Annotated in this window: 10 protein-coding genes; 4 read left to right on the forward strand and 6 right to left on the reverse strand. The window is 65.6% G+C overall.

All coding sequences use genetic code 11. The features are described from left to right. The first annotated feature begins 85 nt into the window (after window positions 1-85). Entirely contained in the window at window positions 86-1645 is a 1560-nt protein-coding gene (locus AB5Y64_RS18625) for a PAS domain-containing methyl-accepting chemotaxis protein (RefSeq protein ID WP_042864414.1), read from the forward strand. 96 nt (window positions 1646-1741) lie between these two features. Here AB5Y64_RS18625 and AB5Y64_RS18630 read toward each other — a convergent pair whose 3' ends face one another. Next, window positions 1742-2962, reverse strand: a complete 1221-nt coding sequence (locus tag AB5Y64_RS18630) for a DEAD/DEAH box helicase (RefSeq protein ID WP_210539144.1) — start codon at window positions 2960-2962, stop codon at window positions 1742-1744. A gap of 146 nt (window positions 2963-3108) precedes the next feature. Continuing rightward, a complete protein-coding gene (tpx, locus tag AB5Y64_RS18635; protein ID WP_010672853.1) occupies window positions 3109-3609 on the reverse strand; it encodes a thiol peroxidase in 501 nt (166 codons plus the stop codon). Between the two features lie 253 nt (window positions 3610-3862). Here tpx and AB5Y64_RS18640 point away from each other — a divergent pair, with 253 nt between their 5' ends. Continuing rightward, window positions 3863-6280, forward strand: a complete 2418-nt coding sequence (locus tag AB5Y64_RS18640) for a zinc/cadmium/mercury/lead-transporting ATPase (protein ID WP_368204327.1) — start codon at window positions 3863-3865, stop codon at window positions 6278-6280. A 194-nt stretch (window positions 6281-6474) separates the two neighbouring features. Here the strand turns inward: AB5Y64_RS18640 and pulA are convergent, their stop codons facing one another. Then, window positions 6475-10527, reverse strand: a complete 4053-nt coding sequence (gene pulA, locus AB5Y64_RS18645) for a pullulanase-type alpha-1,6-glucosidase (protein ID WP_139699975.1) — start codon at window positions 10525-10527, stop codon at window positions 6475-6477. 261 nt (window positions 10528-10788) lie between these two features. On the opposite strand from pulA, the gene AB5Y64_RS18650 reads away from it, so the two are divergent. Continuing rightward, window positions 10789-11190, forward strand: coding sequence for a hypothetical protein (locus tag AB5Y64_RS18650; protein ID WP_042014589.1), 402 nt, complete (start codon window positions 10789-10791; stop codon window positions 11188-11190). A gap of 15 nt (window positions 11191-11205) precedes the next feature. Here the strand turns inward: AB5Y64_RS18650 and dmeF are convergent, their stop codons facing one another. After that, entirely contained in the window at window positions 11206-12147 is a 942-nt protein-coding gene (dmeF, locus tag AB5Y64_RS18655) for a CDF family Co(II)/Ni(II) efflux transporter DmeF (RefSeq protein ID WP_043155840.1), read from the reverse strand. 71 nt (window positions 12148-12218) lie between these two features. On the opposite strand from dmeF, the gene AB5Y64_RS18660 reads away from it, so the two are divergent. Then, the gene (locus AB5Y64_RS18660; protein WP_041210999.1) at window positions 12219-12494 is read left to right on the forward strand and encodes a metal/formaldehyde-sensitive transcriptional repressor; all 276 of its coding nucleotides are present in this window, start codon (window positions 12219-12221) and stop codon (window positions 12492-12494) included. A gap of 28 nt (window positions 12495-12522) precedes the next feature. Here the strand turns inward: AB5Y64_RS18660 and bcsC are convergent, their stop codons facing one another. Beyond that, a complete protein-coding gene (gene bcsC, locus AB5Y64_RS18665) occupies window positions 12523-15963 on the reverse strand; it encodes a cellulose synthase complex outer membrane protein BcsC (protein WP_081844103.1) in 3441 nt (1146 codons plus the stop codon). After that, window positions 15948-17057 (reverse strand): cellulose synthase complex periplasmic endoglucanase BcsZ, encoded by a 1110-nt coding sequence (bcsZ, locus tag AB5Y64_RS18670; protein WP_043155839.1) that lies wholly within the window; start codon window positions 17055-17057, stop codon window positions 15948-15950. The genes bcsC and bcsZ overlap by 16 nt, the downstream gene beginning before the upstream one ends.

The following is a 17057-nucleotide window of genomic DNA, read 5'->3' on the forward strand; positions in this document are numbered from 1 at the left end:
ACAGTCCACATCTACAATGACGCCGTAACAATCACAAAAATAAAAAATAATTTTATCAGTTACTTGGCTCATTCAGGATGCGCACATGACCACAACCCGGCACGAAGGGGAGATCCGTTTCCCCGATCACATATCACTGATCTCGACCACGGATCCCGCCAGTCACATCACTTATGCCAACCAGCACTTTTGCGATGTGGCGGGCTACAGCGCGACCGAAATGGAAGGGGAGCCCCACAATCTGGTCCGCCACCCCGACATGCCCAAGGCCGCGTTCGCCGACATGTGGCGCCGCCTGCAACAAGGAAAGAGCTGGATGGGGCTGGTAAAGAACCGCGCCAAGAGTGGTCAGTTCTACTGGGTCAACGCCTACGTCACGCCGATTCTCAACGATCAGCAGCAGATCATCGAATACCAGTCTGTCCGCACCCGTCCCCAGGATCACGACATCGCCTGGGCAGAGCAGCTCTATGCCCGGATCCGTGACGGCAAGGCACTGCCCTGGCTGACCCGGCTGACTCTGGAGCCGGGGCAGCTGTGTCTACTGCTCTCTGGCACCGCCCTGCTCGGCATGGGGGCCAGTCTGGTCACCGGCCAGCCGGGGTGGGGCGTCATCACCCTGCTCTGCTTGCTGGCCCAGATGGGGCATGGCTGGCATCTGCAACGGCGGCTGGCCAGGCTGCTGGCCATGGCGGGCGAGGAGCAGGGCAGCGCCCTTTGCCAGGTACTCTATGCCAGGCGTCAGGACAGCCTGGCCGCCCTTGAACTGCTGCTGCGCATGAAGAAGGCGGAGCTGCGCGCCGTGGTAGGTCGCAGCGCGGACACCAACCAGCAGATCCTGCAGGCGGCGGAAGATGACAGGGGGCATATCCAGACCATAGACACTCACCTGCAACAGCAGCGGGCCCAGAGCGAGCAACTGGCGGCGGCCATCACCCAGATGAGCCAGTCCATCCGCGATGTGGCTGACAATGCCCACCAGGCCAATGCGCTGGTGGGCGAGGTCCAGCAGGTGTCCGCCAGTGGCCAGCAGGCGCTGGCCACCACCCGGGATTCGGTCGACAGGCTTCATCAGGAGCTGGACGCCAGCCAGGGCGTGCTGGCGCGCCTGACCCAGGACAGCCAGAAGATCAACGGCATTCTGGAGGTGATCGGGCAGATTGCGGATCAGACCAACCTGCTCTCCCTCAATGCGGCCATCGAGGCGGCACGGGCCGGTGAACAGGGGCGCGGCTTTGCGGTGGTGGCCGACGAGATACGGGCCCTGGCCCAGAAGACCCGCAGTTCCACCGGCGAGATAAGCGACATGATAGGGGCGCTGCAACAGAGCACCCGGCAACTGTCCGATGGCATGGAGCAGGGGGCCCAGACATCAGTGCTCTGTCAGCAGCACATGGGGGCCACCGCCGAGGTGCTCGACCAGATCAACCGGATGCTGGCCCGGGTGACCCACACCAGCGACGAGATAGCCCAGGCGGTGAGCCAGCAGGCGGATGTCACCAGCACCCTGGATCAGGGGATCCACCAGATCCACCAACTGGCGAGCCACACCGCGGACAACAGCCGTCAAGCCCTCGATGGCATCACCCTGCTGGTGGAGCGGCTGCAAAACCTCTCCCGCCTGATCAACCAGTTCCACGACTGATCCCCTTGCCGTGTAGTTTGGCGCGCCCCCGGGCGCGCTGCCGATCTCTCCTCTCCTTCACGACGACAGGCTCCCGCCGGGGGCAAGAAGTCCGTCTCAGGATTTGCCCTTGAACTGCTTGATGCTGCGCTTGCCCTGGGTGCGACGGTTCGCCTGCTTGTCTCTTGGCGCCCGTTTGCTCTCCCCGCTGGCGGGTTTGTCGGTCACCGGGAAACCTGCCAGCGCCGCCAGGGGCAGGGGGCGACCGGTCAGGGCCCGAATCCCCTCGAGCGCCTCCCCATCCCCGTGACAGGTAAGGGAGATGGCCAGACCGCTCTGTCCGGCACGGGCGGTACGACCGATACGATGCACGTAGACGGGCGCATGCTCCGGCAGATCCAGATTGATCACCACGGGCAATGCCTCCACGTGGATGCCGCGCGCCATCAGGTCCGTGGCCACCAGCACCCGCACCCTGCCCTCCTTGAAATCCGCCAGCGCCTGCTCCCGCGCAGCCTGATCCTTGTTTCCGTGCAGGGCTGCCACCGTCATGCCAGCCCTGGCGAGTTTCTTGGCCACCCCGTCCGCGTCGTCCCTGGCACTGATGAAGACCAGCACCTGGGGCCACTCTCCGGCCTCCAGCAGGGCGATCAGCGCAGGCACCTTGCTGCTCCTGTTGACCAGATAGAGCCGCTCCTCGATGTCGTTCACCAGGCTGTTGAGCGGCTCGGCCTCGATGCGCACCGGATCCTGCAGCAGGCCCGAGGCCAGGCTCTCCAGCTCGACCGGCAAGGTGGCGGAGAAGAGCATCTGCTGCCGCGCCTCCGGCATTGCCTTCATCAGCCACTGGATATCGGGCCAGAACCCCATCTCCAGCAGGCGATCCGCTTCATCCAGCACCAGCATGCGCAGGGCACCCAGCCCCAGCGTCTGCTGGGCCAGCAAGTCCCGCAACCGTCCGGGGGTCGCCACCAGCAGTTGGGGGCCGAGAGCCAGTTCCCGCTCCTGCCACTCCTGGGCCACCCCGCCACACAGGGTCAGAAGGCGCACCCCCAACCCGTCGGCAATCTCCTGCAGGGCGGCGCTCACCTGGCTTGCCAACTCCCGGGTGGGGACCAGTACCAATCCCTGTACCCGATCACTGGCTGCGTCCAGCCTCTGCAGCAACGGCAGGCCGAATGCCAGGGTCTTGCCACTGCCGGTCCTGGCCAGGGCAAGCAGATCCCGTCCTGACAAGGCAGCAGGAATGGCTAGCTGCTGAATGGGGGTCGGTTTTTCCAGCGCTGCGGGCAGCAGGGGCAACAGGGCGGGGGCAAGGGCGAGTTCGTCAAACGTCATGGGGATCGCAGATACAGGCTGAACGAGGATGTGGAGGCGAAGTCTAGCCAGACCCACCCCATAAGTAAAAGGTTCGGGAGCGCAATAAAAACGGCCTGCCCCGTGTGAACGGGGCAGGCCGTCAGGCAATCAGCCTGTGGCGCGACTTACAGAACGGCCAGGGCGGCGGCGTAGTTCGGCTCGTCGGCGACTTCGGCCACCAGCTCGCTGTGCAGCACCTTGTCGTGCTCATCCAGTACCACGATGGCACGGGCAGCCAGACCCACCAGCGGGCCGGAGGAGAAGGCCACGCCGTAGTCCTGCAGGAAGGAGACACCGCGCAGGGTGGAGAGGTTCACCACCTTGTCCAGACCCTCGGCGCCGCAGAAACGGGCCTGGGCGAACGGCAGGTCGGCAGAGATGCACAGCACGACGGTGTTGTTCAGGGCGCTTGCCTGCTCGTTGAACTTGCGCACGGAAGTGGCGCAGGTCGGGGTGTCGACGCTCGGGAAGATGTTCAGGATCTTGCGCTTGCCGGCGAAGGTCGCCAGGGTCGCATCGGACAGATCGCCAGCAACCAGGGAGAAGGGCTTGGCCTGCTCACCGGCTACGGGGAAGTGGCCGGAGACGGAGACGGGGTTGCCTTGCAGGGTGACGGTATTGCTCATGTTAGGTCCTTGATGATTGATGTGGGATCCAGGGTCCCCAGTATAGGCCCGCCACGGGATGACAAACACCCGCTAATGAAAGGGATTTGGCATCCCTTTGCATCCCCCTGCTCCAGGGGCAGATCAGCGGCCACTGTCATGGCCCCGGACAAAGAGAAGAAGAGGACTTGACCTTGGACTTTACACCAAGGTTTACACTCGGCTCAGTCATCCAGGATCCCGCAGGGGCGGGATCCCTCAAGAGGAACGCATCATGAGCAAATCCTGCTGCAGCCATCAACACGCCGCCGCCCCCATCAAGGCCGTCAGCAAGGCCGCCACCCCAGAGGCCGGGCACAGCCACACCAGCCACTGCTGCGACAACGGGGCACAGGCCAGTGGTGTCGCCAACCCGACCCGCCACGATCATCAGGGGCAAAGTGGCGCAGACGGCCCGGGTGATGAAGAGCCCCCCAGAGGCGCTTGCGCCACCGACACAGCCCACGACCACGATCATCATGAGCAGGGGCACGCCCACACGACCGCCGCGACCGAGCCGCCGCTGGCTACCCCCGAGCAAAACAGCCGCCGCCATAGCTGGCAGGTGCTGGGCATGGATTGTCCCAGCTGTGCCCGCAAGATAGAGACCGCCGTCAGCCGGGTGGAGGGCGTACAGCAGGCTCGGGTGCTGTTTGCCACCGAGAAGCTGGTGGTGGATCTGGCCCCCGGCCTCTCCCCCGACCCCGTTACCGCCGCCGTGCTGGCCGCCGGCTTCCAGCTCAAAGGAGGCGCTCAGAACACGGCTCGCAGCGAACCGGGCCGCAGCCCGCAGATGCAGAGGGTCAGTAACCTGCTCGGCAAATACTGGCAGCCCCTGTCGCTCGCCGGCTTGATGGGGATGGCGGCCCTGTTGCCGGCCCAGATCGGTCAGCCGCTCTTTACCCTGGCCACCCTCTGGGGGCTGTGGCCCGTCGCCCGCAAGGCGTGGGCACTGACCAGAAGCGGCTCCCCCTTCGCCATCGAGACCCTGATGACGGTCGCCGCCGTGGGGGCCCTGTTCCTCGGCGAAACCGCCGAAGCGGCCATGGTGCTGCTGCTGTTCATGCTGGGTGAACATCTGGAGGCCTACGCCGCCGGCCGCGCCCGCGCCGGGGTCACCGCCCTGATGGCGCTGGTGCCCGACAAGGCGCTGCGCATCCGCACCACTGCCGAGGGCGAGGTGCGCGAAGAGGTCGGCGCCGATGAGCTGCGCCCCGGTGACATCATCGAAATCGCCCCAGGCGCCCGCCTGGCCGCCGATGCCCGCCTGCTCGACCCCCTCGGCGCCTTTGACGAGAGCGCCCTGACCGGCGAATCCATCCCGGTGGAGCGCCGCCGGGGTGACAAGGTCCCCGCTGGCAGCCTGGCGGCGGATCGGGTGCTGCGCCTCGAGGTGGTGTCCGAGCCCGGCAACAACGCCATCGACCGTATCCTGCATCTCATCGAAGAGGCCGAGACCCAGCGCGCCCCCATCGAGCGCTTCATCGACCGCTTCAGCCGCTGGTATACCCCGGCCATGATGCTGGTCGCCCTGCTGGTGGTGCTGGTACCGCCGCTCGCCTTCGGCCAGAGCTGGGACGAGTGGGTCTATCGCGGGCTGGCGCTGCTGCTGATCGGTTGCCCCTGCGCCCTGGTCATCTCCACCCCGGCGGCGGTCACCTCGGCGCTGGCGGCAGCCACCCGGCAGGGAGCCCTCATCAAGGGGGGCGCAGCGCTGGAGCGGTTGGCCCACATCGATACCCTGGCCTTTGACAAGACCGGCACCCTGACCCTGGGCAAGCCGCAGCTGACCGAACTGGTGAGCCTCAATGGCCAGCCGGAGGCCGAACTGCTGGCGCTGGCGGCAGCCATCGAGCAGGGCTCCCACCACCCGCTGGCCCGCGCCGTGGTGACCGCGGCCAGCGAACGGGGCCTCAGCCTCGCCGCGGCCCAGGCGCTGCGCGCCCTGCCCGGCATGGGCGTGGAAGGTCGCATCGACGGCACCCTCTGGCAGCTGCTGGCACCGAGCCGGGTCGCCACCCTGGATGCCGCGATACAGGCCCGGGTCGCCACCCTGGAGCAGCAAGGCAAGACAGTGGTGGTGCTCGGTCAGCCTGACGCCGCCCCGGCCGCCCTGCTGGCCCTGCGCGACCAGATCCGGCCGGAGGCGGCTGCGGCGCTGCAAGAGCTCAACCAGCTTGGTCTCAAGAGCATCATGCTGACCGGGGACAACCCCCGCGCCGCCGAGGCGATCGCCACCGAGCTCGGCATGGGCTGGCGCGCCGGCCTGCTGCCGGAGGGCAAGGTCGATGAGATCGCCAAGCTCGGTCTGACGCAAAAGGTCGCGATGATCGGCGACGGCATCAACGACGCCCCGGCCATGAAGCGGGCGAGCATCGGCATCGCCATGGGAGGCGGCACCGACGTGGCGCTGGAAACCGCCGATGCGGCGCTGACCCACAACCAGCTCGGCGGGGTCGCCGCCATGATCCGGCTCTCCCGCGCGGCGCTGGCCAACATCCACCAGAACATCGCGCTGGCGCTGGGGCTCAAGGCCATCTTCCTGGTCACCAGCCTGCTCGGCATCACCGGCCTGTGGATTGCGGTGCTGGCCGACACCGGCGCCACCGCCCTGGTCACCGCCAACGCCCTGCGCCTGCTGCGAAAACGCTAGGCCGGCCGTTAACGGTACAACCAACAGCCGCTCCAATGGGGCGGCTTTTTTATTGCCTCGCCCACGAGCAAAGAAAAAGCGCGGCTGCCGGTCGGCAGTCGCGCTTTGCTTACTCTCTCGGTGTTATCCCGCCCTTGGCAAGGCGGAATTCAACCCGGGGCTGCCGAGCCAGCCCCGGGCTCGATGGGAAAGACTTACTTGGCGCTGCACTCCTGGATGATGACGCTGCCCACCTCGCCGGAAGTCTGGGTCGGGTCAACCTTCACCAGGAAGCTCCACAGACCCTGTTCCAGCGTGATGCTGTTGTTGCCCATGCCACCGTCGCCGTGCTGGAGCGGGTAAACCTGCTCGGGCTCCAGTGCGATCAGGGTGCCACCGGCATCCTTCACGAAGAACTGCTTGCTCCAGTTGCCATCGTCGTTGGCAAACTTGAAGTCAAAGCTGCCCGCGTAGTTGAAGGCGGCCTGATAGATGGCGAGGTTGCCTTCCATCCCCTTGTAGCTCAGCTGGTAGGCCGGCTGGGCGTTCCAGTCGCTCAGACTGCCGCGCACATAGAGCGGGAAGCCGAGCGGATTGCCCGCGACGGTATCCAGCACCTTGCAGCTCTGCGCCGGTTCGGTGTAGCTGACGCTCAGGGTGGGCTTGTCCTTGTTCATGGCGGTGAAGACAAACTTGTAGGTGCCAGCCTTCTCCACGTTGAACGGCAGATCCCCGCCATTGGCACAGAGCGTATTGACCTGGCCGGTCGCAAGCTGGTCGGTATCGCTGCACTTGCCGTAATTGACGGGGCCGCTCCACTCGTTGCCAGCGATCTTCACCTGGGTCGACCCCAGCTGATCCGCCGTCACCTCGGTGGTGAACTCATAGGTGAAGTTGCCACTGAAGTTCATCTTGTTGACCGGATCCCACTGATTCAGGAAACCGCGCACGAACACCTCGGTGTCACCGAAGGGAGGCAAGGTGCTCAGATCCGTCTTCTTGCTCACCGGCAGCCCCGCGCCCTGGGCACCGCTCTGCGGCTTGACGAACACCGCCGCCGACCAGGCGCCAAGGGTCAGCTGACCGCTGTCATTGGCCGCACCGCTGGCGATGCTGTCGGAGTCACGGTGGGCACCGCTCAGGACCATGCCGGTCAGATCGATGGGCTGATCCTTGCCGTCACGGAAATCACCGATGCTCTGGGGCTGATTGGTGGCGTTGATCATCACTACCAGGCCGTCGATGGCCGGATCCAGATCCGCACCGGCGCCCACCCCGTCATCCACGCTCATCACGATGAGACCCGGGATCTGCTCAGGGCCGGTGTTGCGGAAGTCGACCCGCTTGATCACCTCGGCGCCGCTGCCAAGACGCAGCAGACGAGAGGATTGACGCAGTTCGGAGAGCTCCTGGTAGAAGTTCACCATCTGATGCATCTCGGCCGAACCCGGCTTGGCGTGCTGGCCAAGCACCTGCTCGATCAGCTCGTAGTTGGCCTCGTCCTTGTCCTTGCGCGGCAGCCCTTTGTCAAAATTATTGTCACTTAAGCCGTAGTCAACCCGGTTGTACCAGTCACCGGAGTCGTAGCTGTCCCGCTCCATGGACTTGGAACGCAGCAGTTCGACACCCGCGTGGGTGAAGGGAATGCCCTGACCCAGCATGGCAGTCGCCAGAGAGACCCCCTGCATCCGCACCAGGTCGGCCCCGGCGGGTGCCTTGTACGCCAGGTTGTCGAACAGGGTCTGGTTGTCGTGCTTGTCGACATAGTTCTGGATTTCGGTCGGATCCTGGGCATAGCCCGCCGGTTGACCGTTGTAGTCGATGTCGGAGCCTTTCTTCGGAATGCCGTCCTTGTCGGTCAGCACGAACTCCTTGAGGTTGCCCGCCATGCCGAGGCGCACCAGATCGGACTGATGCAGGGCGGTGGCGAGATCGACGCCGTCCAGCTCGTTGGCATCCACCAGGGCGCCGTTGCCAAAGCCCTGGGTCTTGCGAATGGCTTCGCCGCCGTCGAACGGGCTGCCGCCGCGCACCGCGTCACGCAGCCGGTCGGAGAAGGAGCCGATGCCGGTACCGGCCAGATGCTTCTGGGTCGCCTGCACGAACCGCTTGTCATCCTGTACCTCGCCGAAGTTCCACCCCTCGCCGTAGAAGTACATGTCCGGATTGACCTTCTTCACCTCGGCCAGGGCCTGCACCATCTGATCTTTCGGGTGATGGCCCATGAGGTCGAAGCGGAAGGCATCGATCTTGTAGTCCCGTGCCCAGGTGACCAGGGAGTCATCCATCAGCTTGGCGAACATGGCGTGTTCCGGCGCCGTGTTGGAGCAGCAGGTGGAGTTTTCCACCGAACCGGTCTCCGGATTGAGGCGCTGGTAGTACCAGGGCACAATCTTGTCGAGCACGGATTTGGAACCGAGACCCGCTTCGTTGGTGTGGTTGTAGACCACGTCCATCACCACGTTCATGCCGATGTTCTGCTTGATGGCCTGCACCATCTCGCGGAACTCCTTGATCCGGGTCGTCCCCTCCGCATTGGTGGCGTAGGAGCCTTCCGGGGTGGTGTAGTGGTAGGGGTCATAGCCCCAGTTGAAGGAGTCCACCCCGCGCAGATAGCCGTACAGCTCCTGCACCACGGGGTTTTCCTTGCTGTCGCTGGCTTGCAGATCACCGAGCACGGCTTCGATGGTCTCGCCGCCACCACAGTGGCTGGCAAACCTGGAGTTCTTGACCTCGGGATTGACCTCGCACAGCTTGCTGAAGTCATCACCGATGTTGGCCACCTTGGCCGGATCCTCGTTGACGGTGGCGATGTCGAACACCGGCAGCAGATGCAGGTGGCTGACGCCGCTCTTGGCCAGGGATTTCAGGTGGGTGACGGGCACGCTGTCGCTGTCGGTCAGCCCGAGGAACTTGCCGCGGTGATCCACCGGCGTCGACTCGTCGTTGCCGGTCAGATCCCGGACGTGGGCCTCATAGATGGTGATGTCGGCGGGGTTCTTCTGGCTGTGGGGCGCCTTGAGGCTGTCCCAGCCTTCCGGCTTGAGGGCCGGATCGTCGAGATCCACCACCTGGCTGAACTCGGAGTTCATCGCCAGGCTCAGGGAGTAGGGGTCGGTCACCTGATAGGATTCCAGCTTGCGGCTGACCGGGTGATAGACCTGGATATCGTAGCGGTAGTATTTGCCGACAAGATCGCTGCCCCCCTGCACGCTCCAGCTGCCGCTGGCCTCGTCCAGGGTCATGGCGCGCTCGCCAAGCGACTTGTGCTGCTCGTCGAACAGCGCCAGCTTGACCGACTTGGCGGTCGGTGCCCAGAGCCGGAAGGTGACATTGCCCCCCTCCACCACGGCGCCGTAGGCCAGCTTGGTGGCCGCCTCGCTGTAAAGGGCATCGAGGGCACCGGCACTCTGCACCAGGGTCGCCCCCTGCAGGATGCCGTCCGCATCGGTCCCGATGGCGACCAGCTCACCCTTGAGCAGGGGCTTGAGATCTTTCCCCGCAGGCAGGGCGAAGGCGGCGGCATCCTTGAGGTGCGGGTATTTGGCCTGCTGCTCTTCGGTCAGGCTGGTCGGGCTCAGCTTGAGGTAGGGGAAATCGAATACACCCTCGCTGTTTGCCGTGATGGTGCCTGACTCTGTGTAGTAGAGGCGCACATAGGGCTTGTCCTTGCCCCCTTGCCAAATCAGGGTGTTGTCGTCGATGAGATGGGCACTGGCCCCCGCCACGCCGAAGGCGGCGGTGAAGGCTTCCGCCCGGCTGCCGAAGATCTCGTTCTTGCCGGCGACGATGGCCACGGTGCGATCCGGGTGATCACTGAAGACCACCTTCATGTCGCTGCCGGTCAGGTTCGCGAGATCGCCGTTGCGGGCGATGAAGTTGATGCAGCCTTCCATCTTGGAGAGCGGCACGACCCAGGCCGGACCAAAACTGTCCGCCGCGGACGGCGTCTTGCTCTTGTCATCCCAACCGGTGTTGAGGCCGCCCTCCGAGGTCGAGTTGCAGGCGTCGTTGTTCCACAGGTGCAGGCTGTGGCTGGCGAACGGGCCGGTGACACCGCGCGCCGCGCTGGTCTGGGTATCCACCAGGGCGATGACCGCTTCGTCGGGGCCGGCCGTCAGCAGTTCGGCCGGGGGCTGGACGTTGGGAAGACGAGCGACGGGCTCATCCTGAGGGGCAGGAGCAGAAGAACTGTTGTCGTTACAGCCTGACAAAAGCGCGAGCAGTGAGGCTGTTACCAGCGCCACTTTGGTCTTTTTCATATCCATTTTTTTATAATTCCCGCTGTAGTTAGTCTCGATATCCGAGTACCCGGTCATTGCCGAGCGGTGTCATATTAATCAGCGGGAATTGCCGTAAATGTGAGCGGATGGGCAAAAAAAACCAATCCGCATCAACAAGATAACGTTTTCATAACGAAAACTCGATCGCGCTCACAGACCTGGCACCGCTTTCGGCCCATACCAGCGGGAAGAGGGGAGCGAGTGACGAAATCAATGTCCAATCAAATGGATAGAGGGGGCTTGGTGATGAAACGGATTGAGGAGCAGGCCAGGCGGCTGGACCAGGAGTATCAGGGCATTGCCCAGTTGTTCGATCAGTTCTGCCAGCAGGCCGGCGTGCTCGCCGAACGCTATCACTTCTTCAACTGGCCGGATTATGAAGAGAGCCCGCCCCTCGCCCGCGCCTTCACCCTGCTGGGGGAACCACGGGAGCTGCGGCTGCGCTGTCAACCCGGCGAGGGGGGTTCCCTGAACGGCCTCCTCCAGGTGTGTGGCGAGGAAGGCAAGGTCCACGCCAGCCTGGGCTTTCGTGCCGACGGCCACCTGCTGCTGGAGCCGGGCCGCCTGCTCGACGACCCGCCGGGACTGCTGCTGAGGCTGATGCTGGGCTCCCTCTGGCAAGATCAGGGGAGCGAGCCTCCCCGCTGACCCCCGCCAGGGGCGTCAGTCGGCAGACACTTCGATGGTCAGGTGCACCAGCTCCTCGTGGATGGCGAGGCGCTCGCGGATCGCCTGTGCCGGGACCGGGGTCGCCATCTGCAACGACATCGCGGCGGCATACTGCATCTGCCCCACCCGCCAGACGTGCAGATCGCGGATCTCGGCGCCAGGCAGCTCGGCAATCACCTCGCGGATCTCGTCCACCAGGGGCGCATCCATCTCCGCATCCAGCAAGACGCGCCCGGTATCACGCAGCAGCCCCCTGGCCCACACCGCCACCAGCACGGCCCCGGCGATGCCCATCAGGGGATCCAGCCAGTCCGCCCCCCACAACATGCCTCCCACCAGCGCCACAATCGCCAGCACCGAGGTGGCCGCGTCCGCCAGCACGTGGAGGTAGGCGGCCCGCAGGTTGAGATCCTGATGGCCGTGGTGGTGATCGTGCGAGTGGTCGTGATGACCGTGATGGTGGTCGTGACCATGGTGATGGCCGTGATCGTCCCTGAGCAGCCAGGCACAGGCCAGATTCACCAGCAGGCCCAGCAGGGCAATGCCGATCGCCTGCTGATAATGGATGGGGCTGGGGTCCAGCAACCTGGCCACCGACTCGAACAGCATCAACCCCGCCACCCCCACCAGCAGCAGGGCGCTGCTGAAGCCCCCCAGCACCTCTATCTTCCAGGTACCGAAGCTGAACCTGTGATCCCGCGCAAAGTGGCGGGCCGCGCGATAGGCCAGCACCGAGAGGCCGAGGGCCAGGGCATGGGAGCTCATGTGCCAGCCGTCGGCCAGCAGCGCCATGGAGTTGTAGAACCAGCCGCCACCGATCTCCGCCACCATCATGACGACGGTGAGCAGCACGGCCCAGCGGGTCTTCTGTTCGGCCAGGGGATTCCCTTCGTGGACGACGGGGTGATGGCAGTGGGATGAGGCGAGGGATGGCATGGATTTCTCCTGAAAACGAGGATGCTATATACTATACCCCAGTATAGTTTTATTGATCGAGAGGATCCTGCATGTCACACACGGTTCACGACAAGAAGAAGCTGCTGGCACGGGTCAGGCGCATCAAGGGGCAGACCGGTGCCCTGGAGATCGCCCTGGAACAGGAAACAGACTGCGCCGCCATCCTGCAGCAGATCGCCGCCATCCGCGGCGCCGTCAACGGCCTGATGCTGGAGGTGCTGGAGGGGCACATGCGCGAGCATCTTGGCGCCGAGGAGGCGACCCATGCCGAGCGGCTGGACGATCTGGATCAGGTGGTGAGGGTACTGCGTTCCTATCTGAAATAAGGGCGCCCGGTGATGACGGGCGCCTCTGTCAGTCGAAGTCCGCGTAGGGGGTGAGAGGCCTTGGCGGCATGTCGAGATCCCCTTGCCAGGGCTTGAAGGTGTAGCGCAGGAACAGGGTGACATGGCTGGGGGCATAGTCATCCGCCTGCTGGATGTCCACCCGGCCACCGATGCGCCAGTGTTCCGTCAGCCTGTGTTCCACCACGCCATTCAGGGTGTAGCCGAATCCACTGCTGCTGCCCCCTTTCACAGGCGCATTTCTGTCTGGCAAACCGGCGGGCAGCAGGCCTTCCAGCGGGTAGCGACGGCTGTCGTCGGTTCGGGCGTAGGACCAGGATCCCGATCCCCCCAGCTCCCATGACCAGTCCGAGGTACGCTGCCGGTAGCTGACCGGCACCGAGAGCGAGAAGTACCCTTGCGGGCTGTAATAACCCCCCTGCCCCAGGGTATAGCCCCCCAGATCCTGCTGGTAGTGCCACAGCATGGTGCTGAGCCCCACGCTGGCACGGCGATGGGTCTCGTTGACGAACTTGTAATAGCCCCCTCCCATGAGCCGGGTGCGCCAGTTGTCGGGCACGTTCTTGCCGGTCAGCAGGTGCTGCTGGGCGCTGCCCCAGAACCCGACGGCCCCTCCCAGATCCCGGCTGAGATCGAGGCGGATCCCGTTCGCCCGCACCCCGCCCCAGCTGATGCCCGTGCCCGGATCCACCGTTCCCCCATAGGAGAGCAGCGAGCTGCTGACGGGCCGACGCGAGAGGGTCATCCCCCACCCCAGCGTGTGCCAGTCACCGGTCAAGGTGGCGCCACCGACCCAGTCCACCACCTCGAAACCGAGGGGCGTGGTCCCCAGATCGAACGCCCAGGCCCCCCGCTGCCAGCCTGCCGCCAGGGTGGTCCCCCGGCTCTGCTGGTGCGCGTCCCCGCGGCAGTCCCTGGCCGCACAGGTACCGAACTGCGCCCGGTAAGGGGAGTCCGGCAGATCTCCGGCATCCATGTCGACCAGTTCAAGGCGGCCGAAAGCGGTACCACCGGCCAGCGGCGTATCCAGTTGCGCCATCTGGGTCAGCGCCCGCAGATCCGAGTAGCCCCCGGTACCGCTGGAGCCCCAGTAATCGCTGTCGAGGGAGAAGGTGGTCTGGCTCTGCCGGTAGTGCCTGTCGAGATCGCTGCGCAGGCCGGATGCCAGCCACCCCTCCCCATCCTGACTGCGGGCCAGCCGGGTCAGCTCGCCCCCCTCCAGATCCTCGCGGGGGGCCAGACCTGCGGCCACCAGCCCCTTGCGATCCCGCACCAGAGCCCCTTCCACATCATGCTCGGCAACGCGCTGACGGGCGGCATCGCGCCAGAACAGCGCCGTCTGCTGGGAGGCCGGTTGCATCGCCACCAGGGGTTCGTAGTCGGTGAAGATGGCGCGGGCTGTCTCGCCCTCTCCCAGCGCCTGATAGAGATTGGCTACCCGGCGGTAGTAGTTGGCCCCCTCCGGGGGCAGCGGGCTGACCGGCCAGGCGGGCAGCCAGTGACGGGCCTTTGCCAGATCGCCCCTGGCCTGGGCCAGTTCGGCCATGCCAAGCCTGGCCTCGGGCTGTTGCGGCGTGCGGGCAAGCACCTCCTGATAGCGCTGCTCCGCCAGTGCATAGGCCCCCCGATCCGTGGACCACTCCGCCAGCATCAGGCTTACCTCTTCATCCGGCTGCAGCGGCTGAAGCAGGCGTTCGGCCCCCTCATCATCCCCGGCCTCGTGACGCGCCCTCGCCCTGGCGAGCACCTCGCCGCGGGCGAGGCGCCGATCCAGCGCATCCATGTCCTGTGTCCAGCCGGACCTAGGGATGGCGGCCAGCACCCCTCTCGCCTCCACCGTCTTGTCCTGCCCCGAGAGATAGAGGGCGGTGGCGTAGCGCAGGGTGGCGTCCTGGGGTCGCGCCGCCAGCCGTTCCCGCAAGAGCCGCTCCCCGCTACCGGCTTCCCCGAGGCGGGCCCGGGTATCGGCCACTCGATAGGCCAGCCACACCTCTTCCGGGGTCAGCGCGAGTGCCTGCTCGCGAAGGCGCAGCGCCGCCGCCACCTTGCCGGCCCGATCGAGCTGATCGGCCTCCTCCTGCAACAGCCCGGCCTTGAGCCGCCGCCCTTCGGCTTGCATCCCGGGGGTGCCCTGCTGCTCCAGCAGGGCCAGGGCACGTGCCGGATCCTGCTCCTTGTAGAGATCGAACAGGCGGGCCAGTGCCCGCTCCCGCGCGCTCCCCATGGCGAGCGCCTTGCGGTAGGCGGACTCCGCGTCGGCATCGCGATGACGGCCACGCTCGCTGTCTCCGAGCCCCAGCCAGGCTTCGGGTTCACGCCCATCCTGGGCGATGGCACGGCGATACAGGGTCGCCGCCTCATCCCACTGCTCCCGTTCCAGGGCGCTGCGCCCCTGGCTCACCAGCAGCCAGTAGCGGTTGGTGGCCAGCAGGCTGCGCCATTTGTCCTTGTCGGTCACCTCGGGGTGTGCCAGCACCCGTTCAAACTGGGCGATGGCCAGCGCTCGCTGATCGTTGCGGGAGTAGGCCTGCCCGAGGGCCCCCATGAGTTCGGGATCCCCCGGGTTGGCAGCCAGGGCACGCTGCAAGCGGGAGATGGAGGCACCACCTCCCGCCGTGCTTGCGAGCGCCGACTGGCGTGCACGATAGGCGGGCGAGGCCCACTTCTCCTCCTGGGCCGCGAGCAGCTGTTCCGCCTTGGTGGTATCCCCTTCGCCAAAGAGCACCATGTACTCCTGCAAGGCAGCGATGCTCCCGGGACCGATGGGCAGGGATTCGATGTCCGCGAGCCAGATCTCGGCGGCCTCGTCCCGCTGATAGGGGTCTCGCGCCATCTCGCGCAACAGGTTCTGTGCCCCCTGGCGCCGACCCTCCGCCAGATAGAGGCGAGCCAGCCCGCCCCGCACTCTGGGCTCACCCGGATATTGCCGGTTGAGTGCCTCCAGGGCCGCCAGCCCCTTCGCCTTCATGGCCGGGATCCGTGTCTGCAACAGGGCATAATCCACCGCCACGTCGAGATTGGGGGGCAAATCACCGGAGAACAGGGAGCGATAGAGACGCTCGGCCTCCTCCAGCCGGCCGGCGCTGGTCAGCAGCCTGGCTTGTTGCAGTTGCTGGCGCCTGGCCGGTTCGTTCAGGGCCAGGTTGGCCATGCCCTGACGATAGAGCGCAGAGTCGGGGTCTTGCTTGCCAAGGCGGGCCAGCAGTGCCCCGGCCTCCTTGACCTTGCCCTGGCGCAGGGCCTGACGGGCCTGGGCTGCCAGCAGCTCCGGATGATCGGGCTCCACCAGGGAGAGGGAATAGAGGCTGTTGCTGACGAGATCTTCCCGCCCACGGGCCTCGCCAATCCTGACCTGCTCCAGCAACCAGGCCACCGGCTGTACCGTCCCTTGCGCCAGGGCTCCGCTCATCAGGCAGGCGAGCAGGCACCCCAGAGTTACTCTGCCTGACATGACTCGCTCCAATCCGGCTGCAGGGTACCGTCGGCGGCAAAGCGATAACGCCCCTGATCCCAGCCTGCGCCGAACAGGGTCAGCACGCTGCCGTAGTAGGCATCCGCATCCAGCCCGTGATCGGAGACCTGCTTGCGCAAGGTGACCTGCGCCGGCAAGCCCCGTGACAGGGGCAGGAGGGCGGCGGCAAAGCCGCTCGGCCCCTTGCCCTGAACCTGACCACTTTGGCTGGAGACCCGCTCGGGCAGATGACCCGATTCGGTCAGCTGCGCCAGCATGGGGGCAAAGTGGGCCACCAGGGAAGCCCTGGCGGGATCCTCCTCGCTCAGCATGCCGAGCCAGAGATAGACGCGGATGGCGTCATAGCCACCGGTGTCGCCCTTGTCCGCCGTCACCTGCCATCCCTTGTCGGCCTGCCAGTCCACCCAGTCCGGGGCAAAGCCACGGGGCGCACTCTCCTGCAACAATTTGGGCAAGAGGGCCCGCATCTCGCCCCAGGGCCCCTTGAAGGAAGCGAATCTGGCCAGCAGTTGTGGGGGCAGATAACTGGGGTTGAGGGTCCAGCGTCCCTCCCCCTCATAGCCTTTCGCCCCGGGCAGCAACACGGGGCCGAGACCCGGCAGCGTGGCGACCTCTTCCCGGGCGATGCGGCGCAGCAACAGGGTGCCGAGGGCAGAGTAGCTGTGGTTGTCCCACAGGCGACCTGCCTCCAGCAGGCTGTAGGCTATCCAGAGATCCGAATCGGACGCGCTGTTCGCGTCCAGCACGCCCCAGTTGCCGTCCTGCTGCCTGCCCCAGAGCCAGGATGGCAGGAAGCCGGTCAGATCCCCGCGGGCGAGCTGCCGCTCCGTCCAGTCGAGCAGGCGGGCAAAGGTCTCCCTGTCATCGTTGACCAGAGCGAAGAAGAGGGCATAGCTCTGGCCTTCCGAGGTGGTGATGCGGCGCCCGTCGGCAGGGTCGATGACCCTGCCCTCTTCGCTGATGTAGTGCTGGCGAAAGTGATCCCACTCCGGCCAGTGGCAGACGGCCTGCGCCGGGAGGGAACAAAGGGCCCAGAGGAGCAGGGCACCACAGACATTTTTCATCTGAGTCAT

Origin of the sequence: Aeromonas sp. R5-1, assembly GCF_040908265.1 — a bacterium.
Lineage (GTDB): Bacteria > Pseudomonadota > Gammaproteobacteria > Enterobacterales > Aeromonadaceae > Aeromonas > Aeromonas caviae.

Bases quoted from the DNA above. Each gene is read 5' to 3' on its own strand.
- AB5Y64_RS18625 (WP_042864414.1), top strand. From the start codon at position 86: ATGACCACAACCCGGCACGAAGGGGAGATCCGTTTCCCCGATCACATA.
- bcsZ (WP_043155839.1), bottom strand. From the start codon at position 17,057: ATGACTCAGATGAAAAATGTCTGTGGTGCCCTGCTCCTCTGGGCCCTT.
- AB5Y64_RS18630 (WP_210539144.1), bottom strand. From the start codon at position 2,962: ATGACGTTTGACGAACTCGCCCTTGCCCCCGCCCTGTTGCCCCTGCTG.
- tpx (WP_010672853.1), bottom strand. From the start codon at position 3,609: ATGAGCAATACCGTCACCCTGCAAGGCAACCCCGTCTCCGTCTCCGGC.
- pulA (WP_139699975.1), bottom strand. From the start codon at position 10,527: ATGGATATGAAAAAGACCAAAGTGGCGCTGGTAACAGCCTCACTGCTC.
- AB5Y64_RS18640 (WP_368204327.1), top strand. From the start codon at position 3,863: ATGAGCAAATCCTGCTGCAGCCATCAACACGCCGCCGCCCCCATCAAG.
- AB5Y64_RS18650 (WP_042014589.1), top strand. From the start codon at position 10,789: ATGAAACGGATTGAGGAGCAGGCCAGGCGGCTGGACCAGGAGTATCAG.
- dmeF (WP_043155840.1), bottom strand. From the start codon at position 12,147: ATGCCATCCCTCGCCTCATCCCACTGCCATCACCCCGTCGTCCACGAA.
- AB5Y64_RS18660 (WP_041210999.1), top strand. From the start codon at position 12,219: ATGTCACACACGGTTCACGACAAGAAGAAGCTGCTGGCACGGGTCAGG.
- bcsC (WP_081844103.1), bottom strand. From the start codon at position 15,963: ATGTCAGGCAGAGTAACTCTGGGGTGCCTGCTCGCCTGCCTGATGAGC.